The organism is Paenarthrobacter sp. NPDC091711 (assembly GCF_044756605.1).
Classification (GTDB): Bacteria; Actinomycetota; Actinomycetes; order Actinomycetales; family Micrococcaceae; genus Arthrobacter.
In genome coordinates, this window is the sequence record NZ_JBIVTF010000006.1 from 197,136 (window position 1) to 221,219 (window position 24,084).

23 protein-coding genes and 1 tRNA gene are annotated in these 24,084 nt (G+C 62.7%); 7 read left to right on the forward strand and 17 right to left on the reverse strand.

The window, feature by feature from the left end; translation table 11 throughout:
• Positions 1 to 60: 60 nt before the first annotated feature.
• Genes ACIQH5_RS11995 through ACIQH5_RS12005 form a run of 3 tightly spaced genes read left to right on the forward strand, consistent with a single transcriptional unit; the run spans position 61 to position 2,190 of the window.
• Entirely contained in the window at positions 61 to 849 is a 789-nt protein-coding gene (locus ACIQH5_RS11995; protein WP_400403434.1) for an alpha/beta hydrolase, read from the forward strand.
• On the forward strand, positions 846 to 1,649 hold the full coding sequence (locus ACIQH5_RS12000) for an alpha/beta hydrolase (RefSeq protein ID WP_400403437.1): 804 nt from the start codon (positions 846 to 848) through the stop codon (positions 1,647 to 1,649). Before ACIQH5_RS11995 ends, ACIQH5_RS12000 begins: the two co-directional genes overlap by 4 nt.
• Positions 1,636 to 2,190, forward strand: coding sequence for a hypothetical protein (locus ACIQH5_RS12005; RefSeq protein ID WP_400403440.1), 555 nt, complete (start codon positions 1,636 to 1,638; stop codon positions 2,188 to 2,190). The genes ACIQH5_RS12000 and ACIQH5_RS12005 overlap by 14 nt, the downstream gene beginning before the upstream one ends.
• Before the next feature lie 3 nt (positions 2,191 to 2,193).
• Here the strand turns inward: ACIQH5_RS12005 and ACIQH5_RS12010 are convergent, their stop codons facing one another.
• Positions 2,194 to 3,252 carry an ROK family protein gene (locus ACIQH5_RS12010; protein ID WP_400403443.1) on the reverse strand — a complete coding sequence of 353 codons (1,059 nt, stop codon included), beginning with the start codon at positions 3,250 to 3,252 and terminating at the stop codon, positions 2,194 to 2,196.
• A 188-nt stretch (positions 3,253 to 3,440) separates the two neighbouring features.
• Here ACIQH5_RS12010 and ACIQH5_RS12015 point away from each other — a divergent pair, with 188 nt between their 5' ends.
• Positions 3,441 to 5,252: an AMP-dependent synthetase/ligase gene (locus ACIQH5_RS12015; RefSeq protein WP_400403446.1), complete on the forward strand. Its 1,812-nt coding sequence runs from the start codon at positions 3,441 to 3,443 to the stop codon at positions 5,250 to 5,252.
• A 61-nt stretch (positions 5,253 to 5,313) separates the two neighbouring features.
• Here the strand turns inward: ACIQH5_RS12015 and ACIQH5_RS12020 are convergent, their stop codons facing one another.
• Positions 5,314 to 8,709: a pyruvate carboxylase gene (locus ACIQH5_RS12020; protein ID WP_400403449.1), complete on the reverse strand. Its 3,396-nt coding sequence runs from the start codon at positions 8,707 to 8,709 to the stop codon at positions 5,314 to 5,316.
• Between the two features lie 302 nt (positions 8,710 to 9,011).
• Here ACIQH5_RS12020 and ACIQH5_RS12025 point away from each other — a divergent pair, with 302 nt between their 5' ends.
• A complete protein-coding gene (locus ACIQH5_RS12025; protein ID WP_400403452.1) occupies positions 9,012 to 9,821 on the forward strand; it encodes a ParA family protein in 810 nt (269 codons plus the stop codon).
• Between the two features lie 92 nt (positions 9,822 to 9,913).
• On the opposite strand, the gene ACIQH5_RS12030 is transcribed toward ACIQH5_RS12025, so the two are convergent.
• The 5 genes from ACIQH5_RS12030 to gcvH form a co-directional block, all read right to left on the reverse strand.
• The gene (locus ACIQH5_RS12030) at positions 9,914 to 10,507 is read right to left on the reverse strand and encodes a MerR family transcriptional regulator (protein ID WP_062067841.1); all 594 of its coding nucleotides are present in this window, start codon (positions 10,505 to 10,507) and stop codon (positions 9,914 to 9,916) included.
• A gap of 235 nt (positions 10,508 to 10,742) precedes the next feature.
• On the reverse strand, positions 10,743 to 11,246 hold the full coding sequence (locus tag ACIQH5_RS12035) for a bifunctional nuclease family protein (RefSeq protein ID WP_017200817.1): 504 nt from the start codon (positions 11,244 to 11,246) through the stop codon (positions 10,743 to 10,745).
• Positions 11,246 to 11,962, reverse strand: coding sequence for a MerR family transcriptional regulator (locus ACIQH5_RS12040; RefSeq protein ID WP_400403455.1), 717 nt, complete (start codon positions 11,960 to 11,962; stop codon positions 11,246 to 11,248). The genes ACIQH5_RS12035 and ACIQH5_RS12040 overlap by 1 nt, the downstream gene beginning before the upstream one ends.
• Positions 11,963 to 11,982: 20 nt before the next feature.
• Entirely contained in the window at positions 11,983 to 12,459 is a 477-nt protein-coding gene (locus ACIQH5_RS12045) for an FHA domain-containing protein (RefSeq protein WP_105690812.1), read from the reverse strand.
• 137 nt (positions 12,460 to 12,596) lie between these two features.
• Positions 12,597 to 12,983 carry a glycine cleavage system protein GcvH gene (gene gcvH, locus ACIQH5_RS12050; RefSeq protein ID WP_024820444.1) on the reverse strand — a complete coding sequence of 129 codons (387 nt, stop codon included), beginning with the start codon at positions 12,981 to 12,983 and terminating at the stop codon, positions 12,597 to 12,599.
• A gap of 117 nt (positions 12,984 to 13,100) precedes the next feature.
• On the opposite strand from gcvH, the gene ACIQH5_RS12055 reads away from it, so the two are divergent.
• A complete protein-coding gene (locus ACIQH5_RS12055; protein WP_400403458.1) occupies positions 13,101 to 13,697 on the forward strand; it encodes a hypothetical protein in 597 nt (198 codons plus the stop codon).
• Positions 13,698 to 13,785: 88 nt separating this feature from the next.
• Here ACIQH5_RS12055 and ACIQH5_RS12060 read toward each other — a convergent pair whose 3' ends face one another.
• Positions 13,786 to 14,994 (reverse strand): MFS transporter, encoded by a 1,209-nt coding sequence (locus ACIQH5_RS12060; RefSeq protein WP_400403461.1) that lies wholly within the window; start codon positions 14,992 to 14,994, stop codon positions 13,786 to 13,788.
• A 175-nt stretch (positions 14,995 to 15,169) separates the two neighbouring features.
• On the opposite strand from ACIQH5_RS12060, the gene ACIQH5_RS12065 reads away from it, so the two are divergent.
• A complete protein-coding gene (locus ACIQH5_RS12065) occupies positions 15,170 to 15,616 on the forward strand; it encodes a MarR family winged helix-turn-helix transcriptional regulator (RefSeq protein WP_400403464.1) in 447 nt (148 codons plus the stop codon).
• Between the two features lie 124 nt (positions 15,617 to 15,740).
• Here the strand turns inward: ACIQH5_RS12065 and ACIQH5_RS12070 are convergent.
• The 9 genes from ACIQH5_RS12070 to ACIQH5_RS12110 all read right to left on the reverse strand — a co-directional run bounded on the left by ACIQH5_RS12070 (position 15,741) and on the right by ACIQH5_RS12110 (position 23,944).
• Positions 15,741 to 15,817, reverse strand: a tRNA-Pro gene (locus ACIQH5_RS12070).
• A 141-nt stretch (positions 15,818 to 15,958) separates the two neighbouring features.
• Positions 15,959 to 17,509: a ribosome biogenesis GTPase Der gene (der, locus tag ACIQH5_RS12075; protein ID WP_062067824.1), complete on the reverse strand. Its 1,551-nt coding sequence runs from the start codon at positions 17,507 to 17,509 to the stop codon at positions 15,959 to 15,961.
• Between the two features lie 10 nt (positions 17,510 to 17,519).
• The gene (locus ACIQH5_RS12080) at positions 17,520 to 18,254 is read right to left on the reverse strand and encodes a lysophospholipid acyltransferase family protein (RefSeq protein ID WP_400403467.1); all 735 of its coding nucleotides are present in this window, start codon (positions 18,252 to 18,254) and stop codon (positions 17,520 to 17,522) included.
• Positions 18,244 to 18,957, reverse strand: a complete 714-nt coding sequence (cmk, locus tag ACIQH5_RS12085; protein ID WP_166842726.1) for a (d)CMP kinase — start codon at positions 18,955 to 18,957, stop codon at positions 18,244 to 18,246. Before cmk ends, ACIQH5_RS12080 begins: the two co-directional genes overlap by 11 nt.
• Positions 18,957 to 20,063: a prephenate dehydrogenase gene (locus ACIQH5_RS12090; protein ID WP_400403470.1), complete on the reverse strand. Its 1,107-nt coding sequence runs from the start codon at positions 20,061 to 20,063 to the stop codon at positions 18,957 to 18,959. Before ACIQH5_RS12090 ends, cmk begins: the two co-directional genes overlap by 1 nt.
• Positions 20,064 to 20,066: 3 nt before the next feature.
• Positions 20,067 to 21,281, reverse strand: coding sequence for a pseudouridine synthase (locus tag ACIQH5_RS12095; protein ID WP_400403472.1), 1,215 nt, complete (start codon positions 21,279 to 21,281; stop codon positions 20,067 to 20,069).
• 151 nt (positions 21,282 to 21,432) lie between these two features.
• Complete coding sequence (locus tag ACIQH5_RS12100) at positions 21,433 to 22,098, reverse strand: SMC-Scp complex subunit ScpB (protein ID WP_400403474.1); 666 nt, start codon at positions 22,096 to 22,098, stop codon at positions 21,433 to 21,435.
• Complete coding sequence (locus tag ACIQH5_RS12105) at positions 22,082 to 23,038, reverse strand: segregation and condensation protein A (RefSeq protein ID WP_400403476.1); 957 nt, start codon at positions 23,036 to 23,038, stop codon at positions 22,082 to 22,084. The genes ACIQH5_RS12100 and ACIQH5_RS12105 overlap by 17 nt, the downstream gene beginning before the upstream one ends.
• A 6-nt stretch (positions 23,039 to 23,044) precedes the next feature.
• Positions 23,045 to 23,944 carry a ParA family protein gene (locus tag ACIQH5_RS12110; protein ID WP_062067809.1) on the reverse strand — a complete coding sequence of 300 codons (900 nt, stop codon included), beginning with the start codon at positions 23,942 to 23,944 and terminating at the stop codon, positions 23,045 to 23,047.
• Between the last annotated feature and the right edge of the window lie 140 nt (positions 23,945 to 24,084).

The following is a 24,084-nucleotide window of genomic DNA, read 5'->3' on the forward strand; positions in this document are numbered from 1 at the left end:
GCACTCAACAGCAACCCTACTCCAGTGAGAAATGTCCGGAGAAGTGACACGATGGGACACATGACGGAACGCTCTTCACCCGCTGCGCCGCTCGCATTCCACCATGAGGGGCATGGACCCAATGCCTCCACAGGCGTGGCGATATGCCATGGATTCACAGGAAGCCCTCTCAGCATGCTCCCTTGGGCTGAGTACTTGGCCTCCCAGGGATTTGCTGTTTCCGTGCCTCTCCTCCCCGGCCACGGCACCAGTTGGCAGGATCTCGCAACCACGCGTTGGCAGGACTGGTACCGGACCTTCGAGCAGAGCTACCTGGACCTCGCCGAAAAGACTGAGAGCTGTTTCGTGGCAGGGCTGTCCATGGGAGGCGCACTTGCCCTTCGGGTAGCCTCACTGCACGATGTTTCCGGTCTGGTTCTGGTCAATCCGGGCCTCAGCTTCTATGACCGCAGGGTGAAGTATGTGGGCGCCCTCAAGTACGTCATGAGGACCACCACTCCCATAGAGGAGGACTCACCAGCCCCGGCCACCGCTGAAACCGGCGACTATTCCAAGACGCCACTGCAGTCGGTGCATGAACTCAAGAAGCTCTTCCGCGCGGCCACCCGGGGTTTGCCCCATGTTGAGGCCCCCGCCCTGGTGTTCAAGTCCTCGGTGGATGGTGTCATTCCGCCCAGTTCAGTGGCCACCATCAGCAAATACATTTCATCCTCGCGCCTGAAGGTGGTCACCCTTCCCCACAGCGGGCATGTGGCCACCTTGGATGTTGATGCACCCACCATTTTTGAAGAATCGGCCCACTTTTTCCGTCAGCACGCCGGTGACAGAGTAGCCTCAGAGTCATCATGAAAATGCTCCCGGATTTCTCGCCGTTCCATAGCAGCTGGAATGGGGTTGGGCCGCGCGTTGGCGTCGTCCTGTCCCACGGATTCACAGGGAGCCCCCACAGCGTCAGGCCGTGGGCCCAACACCTTGCAGAGGCCGGCTATGCCGTCAGGCTGCCTCTGCTGCCTGGGCACGGGACGTCGTGGCAGGACATGGCCAACCGCTCATGGCGCGAGTGGCACCGTGCCGTGGACGATGCTTATCTCGAGCTGGCTTCCGAGTGCGACTACGTTTTCTCTGCGGGTTTGTCCATGGGTGGAACGTTGGCGTTGCGGATCGCAGCCACCCGTCCTGTGGCAGGAACAGTGGTGGTGAACCCGGGGCTGGTCCTTGACGATCCCCGGGCTGTGATCGTAGCTGCGCTCAAGTACGTAGTGAAAACCACCCCTTCGATCGCCAATGACATCCTCAAACCGGACCAGGACGAGGGCGCTTACGCCCGCACCCCCGTCGCGGCCGCTCACCAGTTGAAGAAGATGTACAAAGATACAGCGGCGATCCTGCCCCGCATCAGCTCACCCGTCCGGGTCTACAAGTCAACAGTGGACAACGTGATCTCCACCGCGAGCCTGGACTTCCTCCGTTCCCGGGTTCAGGCGCCGGTGGAGGTCACTTATCTCCACAACAGCCGCCATGTAGCCACCCTGGACAATGATGCGCCGGAGATTTTTGCCGGGTCCGTCGAGTTCATTCAAAAGACCGTAGCGGCCTTGGCCGGGCACGGGCCTTCCTCCGAAAAGGACACAGCCCATGAACAGGCCTGATCCCAATTCAGCTGATCAAAGCGCCAACAAGGACGACGACGCCGTGTGGCTGGATCTTGTGTCCCGGTTGGAGGCTACACAGTCCGGCCCGGCCGGGGAACTGCCTGAAGACAGCCTGGAGGGCCAGGTCACCGAAGCGGAGCATCTGCAGCCCGGGCATGGCCGGAGCTTCAAGGACTTTGATCCATTGGGACTCTCCACCCCGGCACAGGAACCGGAGTCCGATGCTGAAACAGCCCCTGCAGACGCCGAAGCAGCTGGGAGGCCGTCCGGACCCCGTGACTTCGAGGTGGAGGACGAGGACCACACGTTCATTCCCGAAGACCCCCCGAGCTTGGCGGGAACTGAACCATTGGTCATGCTGGCATGGTTTGGTGCGGTGGGCGGACCGATCGCCCTGCTCTTCACCGCCATGTTCTGGAGGTCCGCGCCATTGACAGCCACGCTGGGCATCGTGGCTGTTTTCGTGGCATCGGTGGTTTACCTGATCATGCGGCTTCCGCAGGAAAAGAATGAGGACGACGACGGCGCCCGCCTCTAGCTGCTAGCTTCGCGCCCGGCCACTGACCCGGGACAGGTCTGCCGCGCCGATCATGCCTGCGCGCGGACCGAGGGCCGCGAGTTCTATCCTGGCCATGGGCCGAAAACCCCGCCCGGTCAGGTTCTTTGCGAATGACTCGCGGGCCGGACCGGCCAGTAACTCCCCCGCGTCGCACAGGCCTCCGCCGATGACAAACATCCCGGGATCCAGCGCCGCCGCGAGGTTGGCCAACCCCAACCCCAGCCATTCGCCCTGGTCCGCAATGAGTTCCCGCGAGGTGGCATCGCCCGCGAGCGCCAGCGAGGTCACGGCCGCCCCGGACAGGTTCTCTGCGGTCCCTCCCGCCTTTTCCAACAGTGCGCAACCAGCCGGGGAATTGGTTCGTACCAGTTGCCTGGCTTCCCGTCCCAGGGCGTTGCCTGAGGCGTACTGCTCCCAGCAACCGCGGTTGCCGCATTCGCAGCGGTGTCCCCCGGGGAAAATAATCTGGTGTCCGAATTCCCCGGCCACGCCGTAGCGTCCACGCTCCACCCGGCCATCCATGACCATGGCTCCGCCAATTCCCGTGCCCAGCGTGATGCATACCAGGCGACTTTCGCCTTGGCCTGCGCCAAAGCGCCATTCCGCCCACGCCGCGGCGTCGGCGTCGTTGGTCAGGAGGACAGGTCGCCTGAGTAACTTCTGGAGGCTGTCCCTCAAGGGCTCGTTGCGCCAGGCCAGGTGCGGGCTGAACAGTACCGTGCCGCCGTCGAGGTCCATCCATCCCGCGGCGCCGATTCCTACCGTAGCGATCCGGTGGCCTGCACTGAGTTCGTTCACGAGTTCCACGATGGTCTGCTCGACGGCACGAGGGTCTGCGCCCGGCGTGGATCTACGGGCTTCGGCGAGGACCCGGCCCTCGGCGTCCACTACTCCGGCAGCCACTTTGGTGCCGCCAATGTCAATCCCGATCGCCAGGCCGCGGCGGCCTAAATGGCTCCGCCGGGCGGCCCAGGGCGCATCCCTCCACGCCGAGGCCGGGGACTTGGGTCTGACCAGGGAACTGGACCGTAGTGCGGGCATCCCATCATCTTATTCCGGAGGGCAGAGTGGCATCCGCATTGCACGGCGAAGAAGGGCCCCATTTGCTTGAAATGACTGCTCATCCGTAAAGTTACTCGCCAGTAGGTGAAATAGAACACACCAGCTCGAGCGGGCATACTAGAGTGAAAGCAGCCCCTCGTGGCCCGTGGATATCAAAGGAGCTACCCGTGCGTGAAATAAGTGTTCCTCCCCTCGTGAACATCGCCCCGGAAACCAACATCACGGACTTCGTGATCCGCGAGGCAGAAAAAGCATCCAACCCTGCTCTTTTCTCCAAGCTGGACAAGAGTGGGCAGTGGCAGGACATCCGCGCCAAGGACTTCCTTGAGGATGTTCGGGCGTTGGCTAAAGGCCTCATCGCCAGTGGTGTTGCTGCAGGCGACCGTGTGGGCATCATGTCCCGCACCCGCTACGAGTGGTCCCTTGTGGACTTCGCCATTTGGTTTGCCGGAGCCGTCTCCGTCCCGATCTACGAGACGTCATCCCCTTCGCAAGTGGCATGGAACCTCGGTGACTCCGGTGCTGTGGCTGCCTTCGGCGAAGCGGCTCACCACGAGGACATCATCCGCCAGGCCGTGGCCGCGGAGGACATCACGTCCGTGGCCAACGTCTGGCAGCTTGAGGGTGCCGGACTCGATGCCCTGCGGGCTGCTGGCGCCGGCGTCCCCGACGACGAACTTGAGTCCCGCCGTTCCGCGGCCGGCCTCAAGGACCTCGCCACCATCATTTACACCTCCGGCACCACTGGCAGGCCCAAAGGCTGCGAGCTGACGCACGGCAACTTTGTGGAACTGTCCGAAAACGCCCGTGCTTCGTTGCCCGAGATCATTAACGAATCGGGCAAGACCATCATGTTCCTCCCCCTGGCCCACGTCTTTGCACGCTTCATTTCCGTGCTGGCCGTGGCCGGCGGCGTCCAGGTGGCACACACCCCGGACATCAAGAATCTGCTGGCTGACCTCCAGAGCTTCCAGCCGACGTTCATCCTGGCTGTACCCCGGGTCTTCGAGAAGGTTTACAACTCGGCATTGACCAAGGCGGAGGACGGCGGCAAGGGTGCCATCTTCCACCGGGCAGTGGATACTGCGATCGCCTACTCCAAGGCGCGCGAGGCCGGTTCGCTGGGTCTTGGTTTGAAGCTCAAGCATGCCGTGTTCGACAAACTTGTCTACGGGAAGCTCCGTGCCGCCATGGGCGGCCAGGTTGCGCACGCCGTCTCCGGTGGCGGCCCCTTGGGTGAACGCCTGGGCCACTTCTTCCAAGGCATCGGCCTGCAGATCCTGGAGGGTTACGGCCTCACTGAGACCACTGCCCCCATCTCGGTGAACACCCCCTCCATGATCAGGATCGGCACCGTAGGCGCCCCGCTCCCTGGCAACTCGGTGAAGATCGCCGACGACGGCGAAATCCTCGCCAAGGGCGTCTGCGTGATGCGCGGCTACTACAACCGTGAAGACCTGACGGCCGAAACGTTCGTTGACGGCTGGTTCCGCACCGGAGACATCGGCGAACTGGACAGCAACGGCTTCCTCAAGATCACTGGCCGCAAGAAGGAAATCATTGTTACCGCAAGCGGTAAGAACGTGGTTCCTGCCCTGCTGGAGGACCAGATCCGCGCTGATGCCTTGGTTTCCCAGGTTCTGGTGGTGGGCGACAACCGGCCGTTCATCGGAGCTTTGGTCACCCTGGATGAAGAAGCGCTCCCGGGCTGGTTGGACCGCCACGGACTGCCGGCGGGCACCACGCTCGCAGAAGCCACTGACCATGCGGTGGTGAAGGCCGCAGTCCAGGAGCTCATCAGCAAGGCCAACCAGTCCGTCTCCCAGGCCGAGGCCATCAAGTCCTTCAGGATTGTCCCGGCGGACTTTACTGAAGCCTCAGGGCACCTGACACCGTCCCTCAAGGTCAAGCGCGCGCAGGTCATGAAGGACTTCGACGCCGTCATTGAGGAAATGTACTCAGCACCCCGCGCTTCCTAGCAACCGGGAATCAAAAAAGTACCCCGTCCGGATTCCGGACGGGGTACTTTTGCGTGTTCGGCTAGCCGATCACCAGCAGCAAGTCGCCGCCTTGGACCTGCTCCACAGAGGAAATGGCGAGGCGTGAGATGGTGCCCGCCACCGGCGTCGTGATGGATGCTTCCATCTTCATCGCCTCAATGGTGGCGACGGTATCGCCGGCGTTCACTGCATCGCCTACCTTGACCGTTACCGTAACTGCCCCGGCAAACGGCGCCGCAACCTGACCCGGCTGTGCCGGATCTGCCTTCTCAGCAGCCTTGACGTTGCTCACCACCGAACGGTCACGGACAACAACCGGCCGGGACTGGCCGTTGAGCGTGCACATCACTGTGCGCATGCCCTTCTCATCGGCTTCTGAAACAGCCTCAAGCTGGGCAATGAGGCGGACGCCCTTCTCCAGCTCGATGACGTGCTCTGCCCCCTGCTGGAGGCCGTACAGGTAGTCACGGGTATCCAGCACGGAGATGTTCCCGTAGGTGTCCACGCTCTTCAGGTAATCCTTGGTGGGTCCAGCGAAGAGCAAACGGTTCAGCGTGTGCTGCCGCGTCTTGGAGTCGCCCTTCAGCGCTGCGCTGTCCTCGGCACTGATCTCGGCGTCGCGCACCTTGACGCTGCGGCCTTGAAGGGCCTTGGTGCGGAACGGCTCGGGCCAGCCTCCGGGAGGATCACCGAGTTCGCCGGAGAGGAAGCCGATGACGGAATCAGGGATGTCGTAGTTCTGCGGGTTCTCGTTGAAATCCGCGGGATCGGCGTTGAGTCCGACGAGGTGCAACGCGAGATCGCCCACGACCTTGGAGGACGGCGTGACCTTGACCAAGCGGCCAAGGATGCGGTCGGCCGCCGTGTACATGTCCTCGATGGCCTCAAACTGCTCACCGAGACCAAGGGCGATGGCCTGTTGGCGAAGGTTGGAGAGCTGGCCGCCAGGGATTTCGTGCTGGTAGACGCGTCCTGTGGGACCCGGGAGACCGGATTCGAAGGGGGCGTAGACGCGGCGTACAGCTTCCCAGTAGGGCTCGAGCGCGCCAACGTTGGCCAGGCTCAGCCCGGTATCGCGGGGCGTGTTGGCCAAGGCAGCAACCAAGGCGGACGCTGCTGGCTGGCTGGTTGTGCCGGCCAGGGAGGCCGCTGCCACGTCAACGGCGTCCACGCCTGCGTCGACTGCCGCAAGCAAAGTGGCCAGCTGGCCGCCCGCGGTGTCGTGCGTGTGCAGGTGCACGGGGAGGTCGAAGCGCTCACGGAGCGCCGACACCAACTTCGCGGCAGCGGCCGGACGCAGGAGTCCTGCCATGTCCTTGATGGCCAGGATGTGTGCACCGGCGTCGACGATCTTCTGGGCCAGGCCCAGGTAGTAGTCGAGGGTGTACAGGTCCTCGTTGGGGTCCAGAAGGTTGCCGGTGTAGCACAGGGCAACTTCCGCAACGGCCGTCCCGGTGGCACGTACGGCCCGGATGGCGGGGGCCATCTGGTTGACGTCGTTGAGGGCGTCAAAGATACGGAAGATGTCGATGCCCGTGGCAGCGGCCTCGTTGACGAAAGCCTCAGTCACTTCTTCCGGGTACGGGGTGTAGCCCACAGTGTTGCGGCCGCGGAGCAGCATCTGGATACAGGTGTTCGGCAACGCCTTGCGCAAAGCAGCCAAACGGTCCCACGGGTCCTCACCCAGGAAGCGGAGCGCGACGTCGTACGTTGCACCGCCCCACGCCTCCACCGAAAGCAGTTCCGGCATGAGGGCAGTGACTGCGGGCCCCGCAGCCACGAGGTCGCGGGTACGGACACGTGTTGCCAGCAGTGACTGGTGTGCGTCACGGAAGGTGGTGTCCGTGACGGCCAGCGCCTGCTGTTCACGAAGTGCCTTCGCGAAGCCTTCCGGCCCAAGTTCAATCAACTTCTGGCGGGAACCTGACGCGGGAACCGGCCCATCGATGGCGGGCAGCTTGCTGGCGGGATCGGAATGGACCTTGAGCTCGCCGTTCGGCTTATTCACGGTAACCTCGGCAAGCCACGTCAGCAGCTTGGTTCCGCGGTCCGCGGAGATGTGCGACTTGAGCAGCTCAGGGCGCTTGTCGATGAAGTCCGTGGCCACGTTTCCGGCGTTGAAGTCCGGGTCCGCCAGCACTGCCTGAAGGAAGGGAATGTTGGTGGACACGCCACGGATGCGGAACTCGGCCAGGCCACGACGCGCACGGGCCACAGCCGCCGGGTAGTCACGGCCACGGCAGGTCAGCTTGACCAGCATGGAGTCAAAGTGAGGGCTGATCTCGGCACCCGAGTAGACCGTGCCGCCGTCGAGCCTTACACCAGCGCCACCAGCGGAACGGTAGCCGGTGATCTTTCCGACGTCGGGGCGGAAGCCGTTGGAGGGGTCTTCCGTGGTGATACGGCACTGGAGGGCAGCGCCCTTGATGGACACCGAATCCTGACTCAGCCCCAGATCCGCAAGGGTTTCACCCGAAGCGATGCGCATCTGCGCCTGCACGAGGTCCACATCGGTGATTTCCTCAGTGACGGTGTGCTCAACCTGGATGCGGGGATTCATCTCAATGAAGACGTGCTGACCGGCCCGCTCCCCCTCCGTGTCCACCAGGAACTCCACAGTTCCGGCGTTGACATAGTTCAGGGCCTTGGCGAAGGCCACCGCATCCCGGTAGAGGGCCTGGCGGATGTTCTCATCCAGGTTCGGTGCAGGAGCGATCTCCACCACTTTCTGGTGACGGCGCTGCAGCGAACAGTCGCGCTCAAAGAGGTGCATGACGTTGCCTTCGGCGTCAGCCAGGATCTGCACTTCAATGTGGCGGGGACGCAGGACGGCCTGCTCAAGGAACATGGTGGGATCGCCAAAGGCTGCATCAGCTTCCCGCATGGCGGACTGCAATGCTTCAGGGAGTGCTTCGCGGGTCTCCACGCGGCGCATACCGCGGCCACCGCCACCGGCGACAGCCTTGGCGAAGATCGGGAAGCCGATCTCGTCAGCTGCGGCGATGAGCTCGTCAAGGTCCTTGGAGGGCTTGCTCGACTTCAGGACGGGGACGCCTGCCTTGCGCGCGGCCTCCAAAGCGGCAACCTTGTTGCCTGCGAGCTCCAGGACTTCCGCGGGCGGACCCACAAAGGTAATTCCTGCTGCCTTGGCGGCACGGGCGAGGTCCGGGTTCTCGGACAGGAAGCCGTAGCCGGGGTAAATGGCGTCAGCGCCGGCTTCTTTGGCGACGCGGACAACCTCCTCTACGTCCAGGTAGGCGCGGACGGGATGGCCCACCTCGCCGATCAGGTAAGCTTCGTCGGCCTTCTGCCGGTGGATCGAGTTACGGTCCTCATGCGGAAAGACGGCTACGGTCTTGGCGCCCAGTTCATAACCAGCGCGAAACGCCCTGATCGCGATTTCGCCGCGATTGGCCACCAGAATTTTCGAAAACATACTTCTCCTGCATCATTGCGGGTGGATCGGTCGGTGGTCACAGTGTGTAGTGCCGCCAGCATCAAACACAAATCTTTGTGGCAACCATCACAAAGGAATCGTCATGTGGGCTGTATATGCGTGCGCGCGACCAGACGGCGTGCTATTGCCCTGCGGCATCCCGGGCGGCCGGGCGCGTAGAAAGCGGGAATCGACCGCGATGCACCATATGATGTTGGGGGGGCTTCGGCAAGCCCCGGCTCCGGTGCTTCCGGAGCGAATCAGCGCGACACGGCAACCGGCGTTAGGTTTTGGGTTTTCAAGTGCAAGTAGTCAGCATCAGCAGCCTCAAGGGTGGAGTGGGAAAGACGTCCGTGACCACCGGCCTGGCGTCCGCGGCCCTCGCAGCCGGTATTTCCACCTTGGTGGTGGATCTCGATCCGCACGCCGACGCCACCACGGCCCTTGGCGTTCAACCAAGCGATCAACTGGACATCGGCCGGATGCTGAAAAGCCCCCGAAAAGCCAACCTCGCCGGCAATGTTGCCGGCAGTAGCTGGGTTTCCAACGGCTCAAGCAACGGGACCTTGGACGTAGCAGTCGGTTCGGCCTTCACGGGAATCTACGACCGCCCGGATTTGGGCCGGCGCGACCTCCGCAGGCTTTCCGCAGTGCTGGCCGGGGCTGGCAATTACGAGCTCGTCCTCGTCGACTGCCCTCCCTCACTCAACGGACTAACGCGCATGGCGTGGAGCGCCAGCGACCGCGTAGTACTCGTGGCCGAGCCCGGGCTCTTCTCTGTTGCCGGCACGGAACGCACCATGCGTGCCATTCAGCTGTTCCGGCAGGAGTTCGCCCCCAACCTGGCACCGGCGGGCATTGTGGCCAACAGAGTACGTACCGGATCCGCTGAGCACACATTCCGCTTGGCTGAGATGGAATCCATGTTCGGCGAGCTGCTGCTGACCCCTCATATTCCGGAGCAAGCCAACTGGCAGCAGATCCAGGGCGCGGCCCATTCCGTCCATCACTGGCCCGGGGACTCGGCGAAGAATGCCGCCAAACTCTTCGATGCCCTGCTCGAGAGCCTCCTGGCCGGACAATCCTCCCTGCGGGACCGCCGCCAGCGCTAGCGACGAATCAACGCCTTACCAGGCAAAACGAAAGGCCTCCACCCTGCTGGGAAGAGGCCTTTCGTCGTTAATTCTTATGTTCTGCCAGGCGTTTAGCTGATGCGGCGCGCGACGCGTCGCTTGCTCAGTTCGTCGTCGGGAAACGACTGCTCACCAGCATGCTCGCTGGGAAGCGCAGCCAGGCTTCCCTCTACTTCCCGCCATACGCGGCCTACGGCGATGCCGAAGACGCCTTGTCCGCCTTGAACGAGGTCGATGACCTCATCAGCAGATGTACATTCGTAGACGCTGGCACCATCGCTCATCAGGGTGATCTGCGCCAGGTCTTCAACACCCCGCTCGCGGAGGTGTTCAACGGCGGTGCGGATCTGCTGGAGTGATACGCCGGTGTCAAGGAGACGCTTGACCACTTTGAGAACCAGGATGTCGCGGAAGCCATAGAGCCGTTGTGAACCGGAGCCGGCAGCGCCGCGGACGGCAGGCTCAACCAGGCCCGTGCGTGCCCAGTAGTCGAGCTGGCGGTAGGTGATGCCTGCAGCTTTGCATGCGGTGGGGCCGCGGTAACCCGCGTCCTCGTCCAGCACAGGAAGGTCCTCCGTGAAGAGCAAACCTTGGGCGCCGGATGCGGGCGCAGCAATACCGGCAGAGGACTGCTTCAGCTCGCCTGCTTCGCCTTTCGGACTCACGTGACCTCCTTGTTCTCAGTTCCCTTGGGGACGGTGCATACACTGATACAACGGCGAAATGCAGCAGTGTAATTCCCGCAAGTCCGCACCTTCCAGTGTGACTTGCGCAGGCAGTGTATGCAACGGGAACTTGATAACTTCGACGTTAGGCCCGTCAGGCGCCGAGGTCAAAGACCTTGGACCGAAAATCCGGTCGTGTCGAAAGTTTCACCCTCAACTTTAGGCTTAGGGTGGATCAACCTTCGAAATCTTCCGGTTCCACGTCATCCAGGAACTCGCGGAAACGGCGCATTTCGCGCTCCTCGTCCACTGCGGGATCCGGCTCCGAGTCCTCGCCTTCATCGTGCTCGGTAATGCGCACGCCGGCTTCCTCCATCACAGCATCGGCGCACCAGATGCGGCACTTCGCGCGCAATGCAAGGGCCAAGGCGTCAGAAGCGCGCGAACTTACTACCGTACCGTCGTCGAACTGCAACTGTCCGTAGAAGATGTTGTCTTCCACAGCCACAATGTTCACGCTGATGATGGAATGCCCCAAGGACTCCACAACATCCACCAAAAGATCGTGCGTCATGGGCCTCGGCGGGACAACGCCCTGCTGAGCCAGGGCAATGGCGCTGGCTTCAGGAGTGCCGATCCAGATGGGAACGTGGCGTTCTCCGTTGATCTCCCGGAGGAGCACCAAAGGCTGGTTGGAAGGCAGCTCGATCCGGACTCCAACGATTTCGACTTCGATCATCAGCTGTCCATCCGGGAGATGCGGTGGTGCACCAGGGCCCTGTGCAAGGTAAGGCAAAGATCGCTGATCTCGCGGGCGGCCTCAGCAGCCCGGGCCTGCGACGCAGCATCCCGCCGCGAGGTCAAGGGTGCAACGGCCCTCTCCACCAAGCCGAACTCCCGCTCAGCAGCAGCTTGGAACGGCCGAAGGTGCCGAGGCTCCAGGCCGTGGCCTTCCAGCTGAACACAGGCCCGCGCCACCTGAAGGGCATGTTCATCAAACTTGCCGCCCACGTGACTGATCAGCCCGAAACTCAGCAATGATTCAAGCAACGGCACGCTGGCGCCCGACTCGGCGCGCAACTGCTCTTCAGTGAGGGCACGGGCGCGACCCTGCACTTCCGCTGCCATCTCCGCCGATACAACCCTGGGTGACACCGTGACACCCGGAGGCAGGTTCTCCGGCCTCTCGCCGCGGTCGATTGCGTCAAGATAATCCTTGATGACCTTCAGCGGGAGGTACTGGTCGCGCTGAAGGGCAAGGACGAACCGGAGTCGCTCAACATCGCTGTCAGTGTACTGACGGTAACCGGCAGGGGTCCTTTTCGGATTAATGAGTCCTTTTTCCTCAAGAAATCGGATCTTGGACGCCGTCATGCCGGGAAAGTCGTCACTCAGCTGAGCGAGAACCTCCCCTATGTTCAGGACCTGCGGTCCGCGACGGTCCTGTTGGGCCATAGCCACAGGCAGATACCCCGTCAGACTTGGCCTGCTGCGCGAACAGGGCTCAGGTAGTAGGTCAACCGGAACTTGCCGATCTGAACCTCGTTGCCGCTCTTCAGCTGCACTCGGTCCACACGGTCATGGTTGACGTATGTTCCGTTCAGGCTTCCCATGTCCACCAGCTCGAACCCGGATTCAGACCGGATGAACTGAACGTGCTTGCGGGAGACCGTGACGTCGTCCAGGAAGATGTCAGCATCCGGGTGCCGTCCCGCCGTGGTGGTGTCCGCATCCAAGAGGAAACGGGCCCCGGCATTGGGGCCGCTGTGCGCGATGAGCAATGCTGAGTTCGGCGGAAGCGCGTCTACTGATGCACGCTCTTCAGGTGCCAACTTGGGAGCAATGCTTGGCTCGTCCCACGTTGGCGTGATGCTGATCGAGGTGGTCTCCGACGTAGGCTGTTCCTCCGCGCCGTTCCCGACATTGGCTTGATTCTGTTCGCCGCCAACCATGGAATTTCCTCCTCATCCGCCGGCAATTCCAAACCCTGCCGGCCACTTCCGCCTCCCGGTACCGCCGGGCAAATCGGTTGCTGGCCCGCCGTCCCGCTTTCCGGTTTAAGGAAAGCAGCCTGACGGGCCAGATAACTTTAGCCTACCTGTTGTTCGTACTCCGACGCACTGAGCAGGGATTCCACTGCATCAGCTTCTGCAAGCTTTACTTCAATAAGCCATCCCTCGCCGTACGGGTCCGAGTTAATCAGGGCCGGATCAGTGTCCAGGGCGTCATTTCGATTGGTGACTTCGCCTGTCACCGGCGCATAGATATCGCTGACGCTCTTTGTGGACTCCACTTCGCCAACAACTTCATTTCCGGTGACCTTTGTCCCCGGCTCGGGCATTTGGGCATAGACAACGTCCCCCAAGGCGTCCTGGGCGAAGTCTGTGATGCCAATGCGCACCACGCCGTCGGCATCTGGAGCAGTCACCCATTCGTGTTCTGCGGTGTAGGAGAGTTCTTCCGGAATATTGCTCACTGGTGGCCTTTCATCGGGACATTTACGAACCTCGACGGCGGCCCTTACTGATGGCCACCGCTGAAAGTATAGGCACATTTCCCCTGCGCCTGATGGGGTCTCTGCCATGATTGACCCATGACCGAACAAGCACAAGTACCAGCTCAGAAAAAGCGCAACGTGGGCGTAAAAATTATCCTGATCCTGGTGGCAGCACTTGTCGCTGTGGCCGCTTACTTCATCCTCGGGGCCATCCTTCCCCGCTGGTGGTCCGATGTCATCGCCGGGCAGGTCCGGCGCGATCTGGGAGCCAGTGTCCTGGTGGGCATGTTCTACGGGTTCGTTTTCACTTTCATTCCGCTCCTCGTGGCTTGGCAAGCCACCCGCAAATCCGTGTCCTGGCCTTGGAAGATTGCTATCGTCCTGGTGGCTGTCGCCATTGCCACACCCAACCTGCTCACTGCAGGCATCGTCTTCGGCAGCACGGAGTCAGCCCACGCCGGCCAGCGGACCTTAAGCGTGGATGCAGGATTCTTCACCACCTGGACCGCCATTTCTGCCGTTGCCGCTGTTCTCATCTTCATTGCGGTCACCATTCTGTGGGCGCTGTGGCGGCGAAGGGGAAAGCAGATGAAAGTGCTCAGGCAAGCAGAAAGCCAGCGCGTCAGGGATGCAAAGGCCAGTGCTGCGAAGAACGCTGAAGCTGAAACCCAGGACACCACCCCCAACGCTTGAGACGCCAAGAAGCCCGTCACGGATATTGTCCGTGACGGGCTTCTGCGTTGTGCAGGGTGACCTGCCTGCAAGGCATGTCAGCCCGGCGTCAGGCGATGGTGGCCCCATGCGGTTCGCGTTCGACGTCGGGAGCTACAGCAGGTGCCGCAGGTCCCCCGCGCCGTGCTGCTGCAGCCGCAGCCAGCATCACCAGCAGGGCGGCAAGGGTGATGACGGCTCCAGCCCAGATGGGCGAGGTATAGCCGAGTCCTGCGGTGATAGTGACCCCGCCGAGCCAGGCTCCGAGGGCATTCCCCAGATTAAAGGCACCGATGTTCGCGCCGGATGCCAGCGTGGGTGCCGTGGAGGCGAAGTGCATCACGCGCATTTGGAGCCCCGGGACGGTGGCAAAACCGAAACCGCCCATGAGCGCCAGCGACACCAGGGTTGCGATGCTGTTGGAAGCGGTCAGGGCAAAGAAGATCAGCACCGCCACAAGTCCGGCGAGGATGACAATGAGTGACTTATCCAACGCCTTGTCCGCGGCCTTACCACCCAGGAAGTTGCCAACGAACAGCCCGCCGCCAAAGAGCACCAGGAGCCACGGCACGGCTCCGGACTCGAAACCGGACACCTCGGTGAGAGTGAAGGCAATGTAGGTGAAGGCACCGAACATGCCACCAAATCCAAGGATGGTGACGATGATGGACAGCCACACTTGACCGGACGCGAAGGCACCCAGCTCGCTGCGAAGGCCCTTGGTGGGTTCCGTGGTGGATGCGGGGACCATCAGCGCGATGCCCAGCAGGGCAACGACTCCGATGACGGTGATCGCCCAAAACGTTGACCGCCAGCCGAAGTTCTGGCCAAGAAGCGTTCCGAACGGAACACCCAGCACGTTGGCTGCGGTAAGGCCGGTGAACATGATGGCGATGGCGCCGGCCTTTTTGTGGGGAGGCACCAGACTCGCCGCTACTACTGAACCGATGCCGAAGAACGCGCCATGGCAGAGCGCGGCGACGATACGGCCGATCATCATGGCCGCGTAGCTGTCAGCAACGGCGGACAAGAAGTTGCCGGCAATGAACAACACGAGCAGGCCAAGGAGAACCGGTTTGCGCGGAAGCCTGGTCACTGCGGCCGTCACCAGCAGTGCGCCGGCTGTGACGCTAAGGGCATAGCCGGAGATGAACCAGCCTGCCGAAGCCTCGCTGACGCGGAAATCGGCGGCAACTTCCGGCAAGAGGCCCATGATCACGAATTCGGTCAGTCCGATGCCGAATCCGCCGAGGGCAAGGGCGATCAACCCTGCGGGCATGTGGAGCTCCTTTAAATGGGTCGGTTCCGCCTGGAAGTGGAAGTGCGTCGTCGGGAACCGTAGAATAATAGTTGCAGACGCTCTATATATAGTTGCACACGCTAGATACTTGCGCAAGCAACTACTTTGCGATGCGTCGCGATTCACACGACATCAAGTCAGGAGCACAGCACACATGGGCATCAAGGATGACGCCGTCGAAGTACGCGCACAGGGCTGGCGAACCCTTGCCGCCCTGCACGGAAGCATCGAAGCGGAGCTCGAGAAAGCCCTCCAGGCCGCGAGCGACCTGTCGGTAGTGGAGTACACCGTCCTGGATGCGCTCAGCCGCCAGGATGGTTGGCATATGCGGATGCAGCAGCTGGCCCGCGCCACCGCCCTGTCCAGCAGCGCCACTACCCGTCTGGTCAACCGCCTGGAGGACCGGGGCCTGCTCACGCGCATCCTGTGCGCCGACGACCGCCGCGGCATTTACACCGAGCTGACGCTGGCTGGCCAGAAGCTCCTCGAAGCGGCCAAGCCCGTGCATGACCAGACTCTTGCGTCCGCCCTGGAAGCCGCCGGTTCCGTGCCCGAACTTGAGCCCCTGGTGCGGGCACTGGGCGCATTGCAGACGGTCTAGCCCAACCCTCCCGGCCGTGTTCAATTCCCCGGCGCTCAACGGCGAGGGAATCGAACAAGGCCGGGATGCGCCGTTAACGACCAAAGGCCGGAATCATCGTGTTTCCACGTGATTCCGGCCTTTATGGTCGGGCTGACAGGATTTGAACCTGCGACCCCTTGACCCCCAGTCAAGTGCGCTACCAAGCTGCGCTACAGCCCGCTGGTTCCACCGTTCTCCGCCTAAGTTTTCCTCCGAAGAGTCTCACCTAAGCAGTCCGGCCGAACCACCTCCAAAAGCTTACACGAAGTTGGAGGTCGGAGACGCCATCACAGCCAAAGTAGGCTGTGATGCCCGTCTCACTTAGCGCTTCTTGCCACGCTTCTCGCGTACGCGCATGTTGACCTCGATGGGGGTGCCCTCGAAGCCGAACGTTTCGCGGAGGCGACGCGTGATGAAGCGACGGTATCCGGGATCCAGGAAGCCGGTGGTGAACAGCACGAACTTCGGCGGGCGGCTGGATGCCTGGGTGCCGAAGAGGATGCGCGGCTGCTTTCCGCCACGGACCGGGTGCGGGTGGGCTGCCACGAGTTCGCCCAGGAACGCATTGAGGCGACCGGTGGGGATGCGTCGGTCCCAGCTCTCCAAGGCGATGTCCAGCGCAGGGACCAGCCGGTCCTTGTGCCAGCCGGTCTTGGCTGAGATGTTCACGCGGGGAGCCCACTCCACGTGGGCAAGATCCTGCTCGATTTCGCGCTCCAGGTAACGGCGGCGTTCGTCATCGAGCAGATCCCACTTGTTGAACGCGAGCACCAGGGCACGGCCGGATTCGATGGCCAACTGGAGGATGCGGACATCCTGCTCGCTGAGGACCTCGTCAACGGCAAGAAGCACGACGGCGACCTCCGCCTTTTCGAGCGCGGCTTGCGTGCGCAGGGAAGCGTAGAAGTCGGCGCCCTGTGCCATGTGTTGACGGCGGCGGATACCTGCGGTGTCCACAAAGCGCCACGTGCGGTCGCCAAGTTCGATGAACTCGTCAACCGGGTCACGCGTGGTGCCGGCCAACGGATCCACCACGACGCGCTCGGAACCCGCGAGCTTATTGAGCAGCGAGGACTTGCCCACGTTCGGGCGGCCAATCAGGGCGATACGGCGAGGACCGCCTGAACGCTCCACCCCATCCACCAAGGAGAACTCGGGCAGCGTGTCCATGACGTGGTCCAGGAGGTCTGCAACGCCGCGGCCATGCAGGGCCGAAACCGGGTATGGCTGGCCAAAGCCCAAGCCCCACAATGCAGCGGAATCCGCTTCCTGGGCGAAGTCGTCCACCTTGTTGGCCACCATGATGACCGGCTTCTTGCTCTTGCGGAGCATCTTCATGACGCCCTCGTCGGTGGCTGTTGCGCCAACGGCAGAGTCCACCACGAAGAGTACGGCGTCGGCAAGCTCAACAGCCATCTCGGCCTGCTCTGCCACCCGGGCGTGAATGCCCTTGGCGTCGTGCTCCCAACCGCCGGTGTCCACCAGGGTGAAGTTGCGGCCGTTCCAGCGGGCTGAGTACATGACGCGGTCGCGGGTAACACCCGGGGTGTCCTCAACAACCGCTTCGCGGCGGCCAAGGATTCGGTTGACCAACGTGGACTTGCCCACGTTCGGGCGTCCGATGATGGCCAACACCGGGTCCAGCTTGAGGGGACCCTCGTCGCCTTCATCCCCGTACTCGCCGCTCAGCAGCGCAGCATCTTCTTCGTCGAGATCGTAGTCGTCCAGGCCGGCCCGGAGGGTGGCCGCGCGGAGCTCGGCCTCGTCGTCGTCCAGGGCCGCCAGGTTCTCCGCCACCTGGTCGGTGCCGGTGGGCGTGTATTCGTCGTCGCCGGCTCCGTGGAGGCCGGATTTTTGAGTCGTATCGCTCATTGCACTTTCCTTAGGGGTGGTCTGCCGGCGTCCCGGCTACTGCTGTGTGGCGGTGCTGCGAAGTGGGTTCTCCGGGCGCAGATTCCAGGGGAAGACCCTGGCCTGTGGCCCGGATGGCGTCCTGGACGTGACCGGCCAGGGCTTCACGGATCTCCGCAGCCGCCCTGTCCATTGAAACACGCCCCGGTTCGCCCTTCCGGCGCTTCACCGTAATGGGTTCGCCGAAGCTCACATGGAGCTTGCGGCGCGGTTTGGGGATATGGTCGCGATGCTCGTCACCCTGACGGGTTCCAAGGATGGCGACCGGTATAACAGTGGCTCCCGAGTTGAGGGCGAGCCAAGCAACTCCATTGCTGATGTTCTCGGCCGAACCGCTCCCCCGGGTACCTTCGGGAAGAATCCCAACGCACCGGCCGGCGTCGAGCAGTTTCTTGCCCACATGCAGGGCGGTGCGGTCACCGGCGCGGTCCACGGGAATCTGTCCGGATCCCCTCAGAACAGAGCCAAGGAAGCCTCTGAACATCTCTTTCTTCACCAGGATGTGCATGGGACGCGGCGCCGCGCCGAACATCACCGGCCCGTCCAGGAAGCTGATGTGATTCGCGGCGAAAACTACCGGCCCGGCCGCGGGAACGTTGCTTTTGCCCGCGACGATGGTCCGGTAGATGACGTGATCAAGGAACCAGCCCACCGGCCTGCTCCACAGCCTGCTCGCTGCGGAAGGGAGCCGAGTCTCAGTCACCATAGATAACCTTGCTCACGATCGCCAAGGCAGTCTCCACGGTTTCCTCAAAATTCAGATCCGAAGAATCCAGCGTCACCACGCCGTCGGCCGCTTGGGTGAAGTTCACTACCGTTGAGTCCTTGGCGTCACGCTGGATGACCTGGGCTTTGAGCTGCTCCTTGGTCTGCGTGCCGCCCAACTGGATCCCGCGACGCCGCAGCCTGGCTTCCTCGCTGGCGGTCAGGAGCATGCGGACCTCAGCATTGGGGACGACGACGGTGGTGATGTCGCGCCCTTCCACCACCATGCGGCGGTGGTGCTGGTCGATCAGCTCACGCTGGCGACGGATGAGCTCGGTACGGGCACCGAGCGTCGTGGCCACAGCACTGACCGACGAGGAGATCAAAGGATCACGGATCTCGTCCGTGATGTCCGTGCCATCAACCGCCACATATTCCGTTGCGGTAGTGGTACTGATCTCCAACGGCATGATCTTGGAAGCCTGTTCCACCGCGGCGCCGTCCTGCAGGTCAACGCCGGTCTTAAGGCAGAACCAGGTCAGGGCACGGTACATCGCACCGGTATCGAGGTACGCCAGCTTCAAGCGCCGGGCGACTTCTTTGCTGACGCTGGACTTGCCGGACCCCGAAGGGCCGTCGATCGCGATCACGAGCGGCTTGCCGGGACGGGCAACTGTCTCCGGGCCAAAGAATTCACGCGTCATTACTGGAGTACCCGCCATCCACGGTCAGTCAAAGCTTCAACAAGGAGGTCATGCTTGCTCGGAAGCACGGAAAGTTCCACCATGCCCACGTTCTGTCCCGACGAATGGTCGAGCCGAAGGTCTTCGAGGTTCACACCGATCTCGCCGATCTCCGTGAGGAGGTGCGCGATCTGGCCCGGTTTATCATCCACCAGGATGGTGAGCCACGAATACGCCTGGGGAGGTCCGCCGTGCTTTCCGGGGATCCGGGCCTGGCCTGCGTTGCCCTCACTGATCAGCTGGGCGAGGTCGAGCCGCGCGCCGGGGGCGAGGGGTTCTTCCAAGGTGCCGATCAGACGGTTCAGGTCCTCGCGGACACCGTGAAGGATGGACACCACCTTTTCCGCGTTGCCGCCCAGGATCTGCACCCAGAGAGTGGGATCGCTGGCGGCGATGCGGGTGGTGTCCCTGAGACCGTTGCCAGCCAAGGACAGGGCATGCAGCGGCGTACCTTGCAGACGGCTCGCCAGAAGCGAGGACATGATCTGCGGCAAGTGGGACACCAACGCCACGGCTTCATCGTGCTCGTCCGCCGTGAATTGGGAAACTATTGCTCCCAGATCCCCGGCGAGCGAACGTGCAGCCTGGAGTGCAGCATCCGAGGTTTCTTCGGAGGGGCACAGAACCCATGGCATGGATGTGAAAAGCTCGCCCCTGGCCGCAACCGGGCCGGACTTCTCCCGGCCTGCCATGGGGTGGGTACCCACATAGCGGGCGAGGTCAACGCCGCGTTCGCGCAACTGTGCCTGGATTGTGGCTTTGACGCTGGCAATATCTACAACCACCGCTGACGGGTAATCCGCCAGTGCCTTCTGCACGACGTCGGCCGTAACGTCCGGCGGGGCCGCGACAACTACCAGTTGGGGTTGTTCATCCAACTCCCCCAGTGGCCGTCCCGCACCGATGTCCACCGCCACCGCCTGGTTGGTGGGCGAGGGATCAAAAAGGAACACGGGGACTCCGCGTCCGCGCAGGCCGAGGCCAATGCTGGCCCCAAGCAAGCCTGTACCGAGAACGACGACCGGGCCATCAAGATGGCCCCGGCCGTGCGTACCGAATGCCGACATGCCTTAGAGTCCCACCGATGCCAGGAGGTGTCCGACTTCCTGCCTGCCGAGGTTGCGGATGCTGCCCTGGCGCTGGTCGCCCAGGCCGATGGGGCCAACCTTGACGCGGACAAGACGCTCCACGGGGAATCCGACGGCGTCGAACATACGGCGCACAATGCGGTTCTTGCCCGAGTGCAGGACAACCTCAATCAGGACGTGACCGGGAGTCGAGTCAACCAGGCGGAAGGAGTCCACTGCAGCTACGCCGTCTTCAAGCTCGACGCCGTTCTTCAGCTTTGCGCCCACGCCTTGCGGGAACGGACCACGCACCTGGACCAGGTACGTCTTGGGTACCTCATAGGAAGGGTGCGTCAGGCGGTTGGCCAGTTCGCCGTCGTTCGTCAGCAGCAGCAGGCCCTCTGTGGCGACGTCGAGGCGGCCGACGTGGAACAGGCGTTCGCCCTTGTTCTTGTTGTTCTTGAGGAAGTCGCTGATGCAGGGACGGCCTTCAGGGTCCTCCATGGTGGAAACAACGCCCTTGGGCTTGTTGAAGACCATGTAGACCAGGGTGTCGTCGAGCTGGATCCGGATGCCATCAACGTGGATCACGGCTGCCGTGGGATCAACGCGCATACCAAGCTCGGTGGTAACCACACCGTCAACCTCGACGCGTCCTTCGAGGATCATTTCTTCGCACACGCGGCGTGAGGCCACGCCTGCCTGCGCCATGACCTTCTGCAGGCGTACGCCGTCAGCATCGTGGAGATCGGACTGGGGCACTTCCTGGCGAGGACCGCGGTTGCGGGCCGGCTTGCGGATGGGGCCCAGGTTCTGGCCGAAGCGTTCGCTGCCGAAGGCCTTGGAGCCATACTGCCGTGCCGGCTTTGCCTTGGGCTTGATGGCACCGGGAGTGCCGGGTGCCTTGCCAAAGCCGGGCTTGTTGGAGCCTGGCTTGCGGAAGGGCTTAGCGGGCCTTGCTGCCTGGCCGCGGTCGTAATCGCCCGCTGTTGTGGGGTTGTCAGGATCGAATGGTGCCGCTTCGCGGGGCTTCGGAGCCTTAAAGGGGCGGCCCTCGCCCTGTGGGAAGTTGCGCTTTCCAGCGCCGGCACTGCCGCCGCGGCCTGAGAAGCCGCCGGCGTTGGAGCGGCCTGTGCCGCCTCCCTTGGCCTCATTGCGTCCAGAACTGTTTCGTCCCGAACCGTTACGTGGTGAACTCTGGCGTCCCGCCTGTGTCATGACCCGTCCTTGTGTAGTAATGGCCGGCAATAGGTGTTGAAATCAACACTAGCCAGCCGGGCAGACATCGTCTGCCCCTTGTCGCTGTGCACCTTGATATGGCGCCGTGAATCAGTATGAAGTTCTCTTGCAGTACCGGTGTTGGCCGTGGCTACATCCGGCTGGCGTCGTAGTACTCGTCGATGCCTTCCAAACCAGGAAGGTGCGGCGAGAGCTGTGGCAGTTCAGCCACCGAGCCGATGCCCATCCGTTCCAGGAAGTACGAGGTTGTCCTGTAGAGGACAGCCCCCGATTCGGGATCGTTTCCGGAGTCCTCGATCAAACCCCGTTGGGTGAGAGTCCGGACTACGGAATCTACGTTGACGCCGCGAATGGCGGACACCCGGGCCCTTGAGACCGGTTGCCGGTAAGCAATGACCGCCAGCGTCTCAAGCGCTGCCTGAGTCAGCCTGGTGGTCTGCCCTTCGAGGACGAATCTCCCCACGACGTCGGCGAATTCCGCCCGTGAATAAATCCGCCACCCCCCGGCGACGTTCCGCAATTCAAAACCCCGGGGTGCAGTGCTGGCATCGGCAAAGCCGACAGCATCCACGTCCGGGGCTTTAACAGTATAGCCGCTATACTCCCGCTGCAGGTCCTGCAGCAAATCCTCGACGACGGCGACCGTCACGTTGAGCCCGGCGGCCAGATCCTCCGAGGTGGCCGGCTCATCGATCACCATGAGGACAGCTTCCAACGCTGCACGCGCACCGCCGGGCAGGGCTTCCAGCTCGGCCAGCCCGTCCTGCACCGTTTCCTGCTCACTCACTGTCGCCATCCCCGCTTCCTGTTCCTGCTTCAGGCCCGTACTCCTCGCTCAAGCTGGAACTGTCCCACCCGGCGTCATCGCCTGTCCATCGCACCGTCAGCTCAGCCAACGGTTCAGGCTGTTCAAAGGCAACCACGCGATCGCGGAACATTTCCAGCAGCGCCAGGAATCGCGCCACCACCACCATCGACGTCTCGGCATCGGCAATCAATGCCTGGAAGGACAGTGGTGCTCCCAGCTTCAATCGGTAACCCATGATCTCGGCCTGTTCCTTGACACTCACCGGCGGAGCGTGAAGATGGTCCAGGCCAACTTCGGCCGGAGCGGAGTCCTTGGGTTTGAGTGCTTTCGCGGCAAGTTCCGCGAACTGCTCCGGGGTGTGCCGCCACACCAGTTCCGGAAGCAGCACGGCGAAGTGGCTTTCAAGGGCGACCTGGCGCGGATACCTCAAGGCCTCTTGCTCCAGAGTCTCTCCCAGAATCCCGGCGATCTGCTTGAATGCCTTGTACTGGAGGAGCCGGGCGAACAGCAGGTCTCTTGCTTCCAGGAGGGCTATGTCCTCCGCGTCCTCCACCTCACCGGCCGGCAGGAGGCGCGCCGCCTTCAAGTCCAGCAGCGTTGCGGCAATCACCAGAAACTCGCTGGCTTCATCCAGCGCCCAGTCCTCCCCCAGCTCCTGGAGACGCCTGATGTACTTGATGAACTCATCAGTGACCGTGGCCAAGGCCACCTCGGTGATATCCAGCTTGTGCTTGGAAATGAGGCCCAGAAGAAGGTCAAAGGGTCCAGTGAAGTTAGAGAGCCGTACCTCGAAGCCGGCCTTGCGGGCTTCGGAGGTTCCGGCGTCGGGCGCTTCGGCTTGTACGGGCGTTTCGGCGTGTACCGGCGTTTCCGTCTCAGAAGGCGAGGCCAGGTCCGCTTCCGCGGCAGGGGCGATTGACGGTCCCACCGTCCGCTAGGGCGCGCCGCCGCGCGAGATCAGTTCCTTGGCAAGGCGGCGATAAGCGTCAGCTCCGATGTGGTTGCCGGCATAGCTGGTGATGGGCTCGGCGGCCACGGTGGCATCTGCAAACTTAATCGAACGCTTGATGACAGTTTCAAAGACTTTGTCCCCGAACGCCTCCACCAGGCGGGAAATTACTTCACGGCTGTGCAGGGTGCGGGCGTCATACATGGTGGCCAGGACGCCGTCCACCTGCAGGCGCGGGTTCAGGCGATCCTGCACCTTCTCAATGGTCTCCACCAGGAGCGCAACGGCTCGCAAGGCGAAGAACTCGCAAATCAACGGGATGATGACGCCGTGGGCTGCAGTCAGCGCATTCACCGTCAGCAAGCCCAAGGAGGGCTGGCAGTCGATCAATACGACGTCGTAGTCATCCTCAACGCTTTTGAGTGCGCGGTCCAGGACCTGCTCACGGGCAACCTCGTTGACCAGCTGGACCTCGGCGGCCGAAAGATCAATGTTGGCAGGCAGGAGGTCAACGCCTTCCACACCTGTCTGCTGGATGGCGTCGCGGATTTTCACCTTGCGGTCCATCAGCACGTTGTAGACGGTGAGGTCGAGCTCGTGCGGGTTGGCTCCGAGGCCGGCGGACAGAGCACCCTGGGGATCGAAATCCACCAACAGGACACGCCGGCCGTACTCGGCGAGCGCGGCCGCCAAGTTGATGGTGGAGGTGGTTTTACCCACTCCGCCCTTTTGATTGACCATGGCGATGACTCTCGCCGGGCCGTGGGAGGCCAGTGGAGCAGGTTCCGGGAATTCGCGGTAAGGACGGCCCGTGGGCCCCATGATGGCGTCTTCCAGATCGAGCTCGGTGCCTTCCAGCGTAGCTGTTCCCCGTTCGATGCTCACGTATCTAACCACTCTTTCGACGACGATCTTCCCTGCCGCTGCGCCCCTGGACGACAGCGCTGCTACCCCTTTAGGCTACAGCGCCCGACAAGGTTATTTGGGGAACTTGACTTTGGCCGATTCTTGAGCCTTGACCCTCT

What these genes read in the sequence shown, in the direction of transcription:
- ACIQH5_RS12035 (WP_017200817.1), bottom strand. Translation starts at nt 11,246, where the DNA reads ATGATCGAAGTCGAAATCGTTGGAGTCCGGATCGAGCTGCCTTCCAAC.
- ACIQH5_RS12080 (WP_400403467.1), bottom strand. Translation starts at nt 18,254, where the DNA reads ATGGTGACTGAGACTCGGCTCCCTTCCGCAGCGAGCAGGCTGTGGAGC.
- ACIQH5_RS12100 (WP_400403474.1), bottom strand. Translation starts at nt 22,098, where the DNA reads ATGGCGACAGTGAGTGAGCAGGAAACGGTGCAGGACGGGCTGGCCGAG.
- ACIQH5_RS12020 (WP_400403449.1), bottom strand. Translation starts at nt 8,709, where the DNA reads ATGTTTTCGAAAATTCTGGTGGCCAATCGCGGCGAAATCGCGATCAGG.
- der (WP_062067824.1), bottom strand. Translation starts at nt 17,509, where the DNA reads ATGAGCGATACGACTCAAAAATCCGGCCTCCACGGAGCCGGCGACGAC.
- ACIQH5_RS12045 (WP_105690812.1), bottom strand. Translation starts at nt 12,459, where the DNA reads ATGGTTGGCGGCGAACAGAATCAAGCCAATGTCGGGAACGGCGCGGAG.
- ACIQH5_RS12055 (WP_400403458.1), top strand. Translation starts at nt 13,101, where the DNA reads ATGACCGAACAAGCACAAGTACCAGCTCAGAAAAAGCGCAACGTGGGC.
- ACIQH5_RS12090 (WP_400403470.1), bottom strand. Translation starts at nt 20,063, where the DNA reads ATGTCGGCATTCGGTACGCACGGCCGGGGCCATCTTGATGGCCCGGTC.
- ACIQH5_RS12065 (WP_400403464.1), top strand. Translation starts at nt 15,170, where the DNA reads ATGGGCATCAAGGATGACGCCGTCGAAGTACGCGCACAGGGCTGGCGA.
- ACIQH5_RS12000 (WP_400403437.1), top strand. Translation starts at nt 846, where the DNA reads ATGAAAATGCTCCCGGATTTCTCGCCGTTCCATAGCAGCTGGAATGGG.
- ACIQH5_RS12010 (WP_400403443.1), bottom strand. Translation starts at nt 3,252, where the DNA reads ATGCCCGCACTACGGTCCAGTTCCCTGGTCAGACCCAAGTCCCCGGCC.
- cmk (WP_166842726.1), bottom strand. Translation starts at nt 18,957, where the DNA reads ATGACGCGTGAATTCTTTGGCCCGGAGACAGTTGCCCGTCCCGGCAAG.
- ACIQH5_RS11995 (WP_400403434.1), top strand. Translation starts at nt 61, where the DNA reads ATGACGGAACGCTCTTCACCCGCTGCGCCGCTCGCATTCCACCATGAG.
- ACIQH5_RS12060 (WP_400403461.1), bottom strand. Translation starts at nt 14,994, where the DNA reads ATGCCCGCAGGGTTGATCGCCCTTGCCCTCGGCGGATTCGGCATCGGA.
- ACIQH5_RS12040 (WP_400403455.1), bottom strand. Translation starts at nt 11,962, where the DNA reads ATGGCCCAACAGGACCGTCGCGGACCGCAGGTCCTGAACATAGGGGAG.
- ACIQH5_RS12095 (WP_400403472.1), bottom strand. Translation starts at nt 21,281, where the DNA reads ATGACACAGGCGGGACGCCAGAGTTCACCACGTAACGGTTCGGGACGA.
- ACIQH5_RS12005 (WP_400403440.1), top strand. Translation starts at nt 1,636, where the DNA reads ATGAACAGGCCTGATCCCAATTCAGCTGATCAAAGCGCCAACAAGGAC.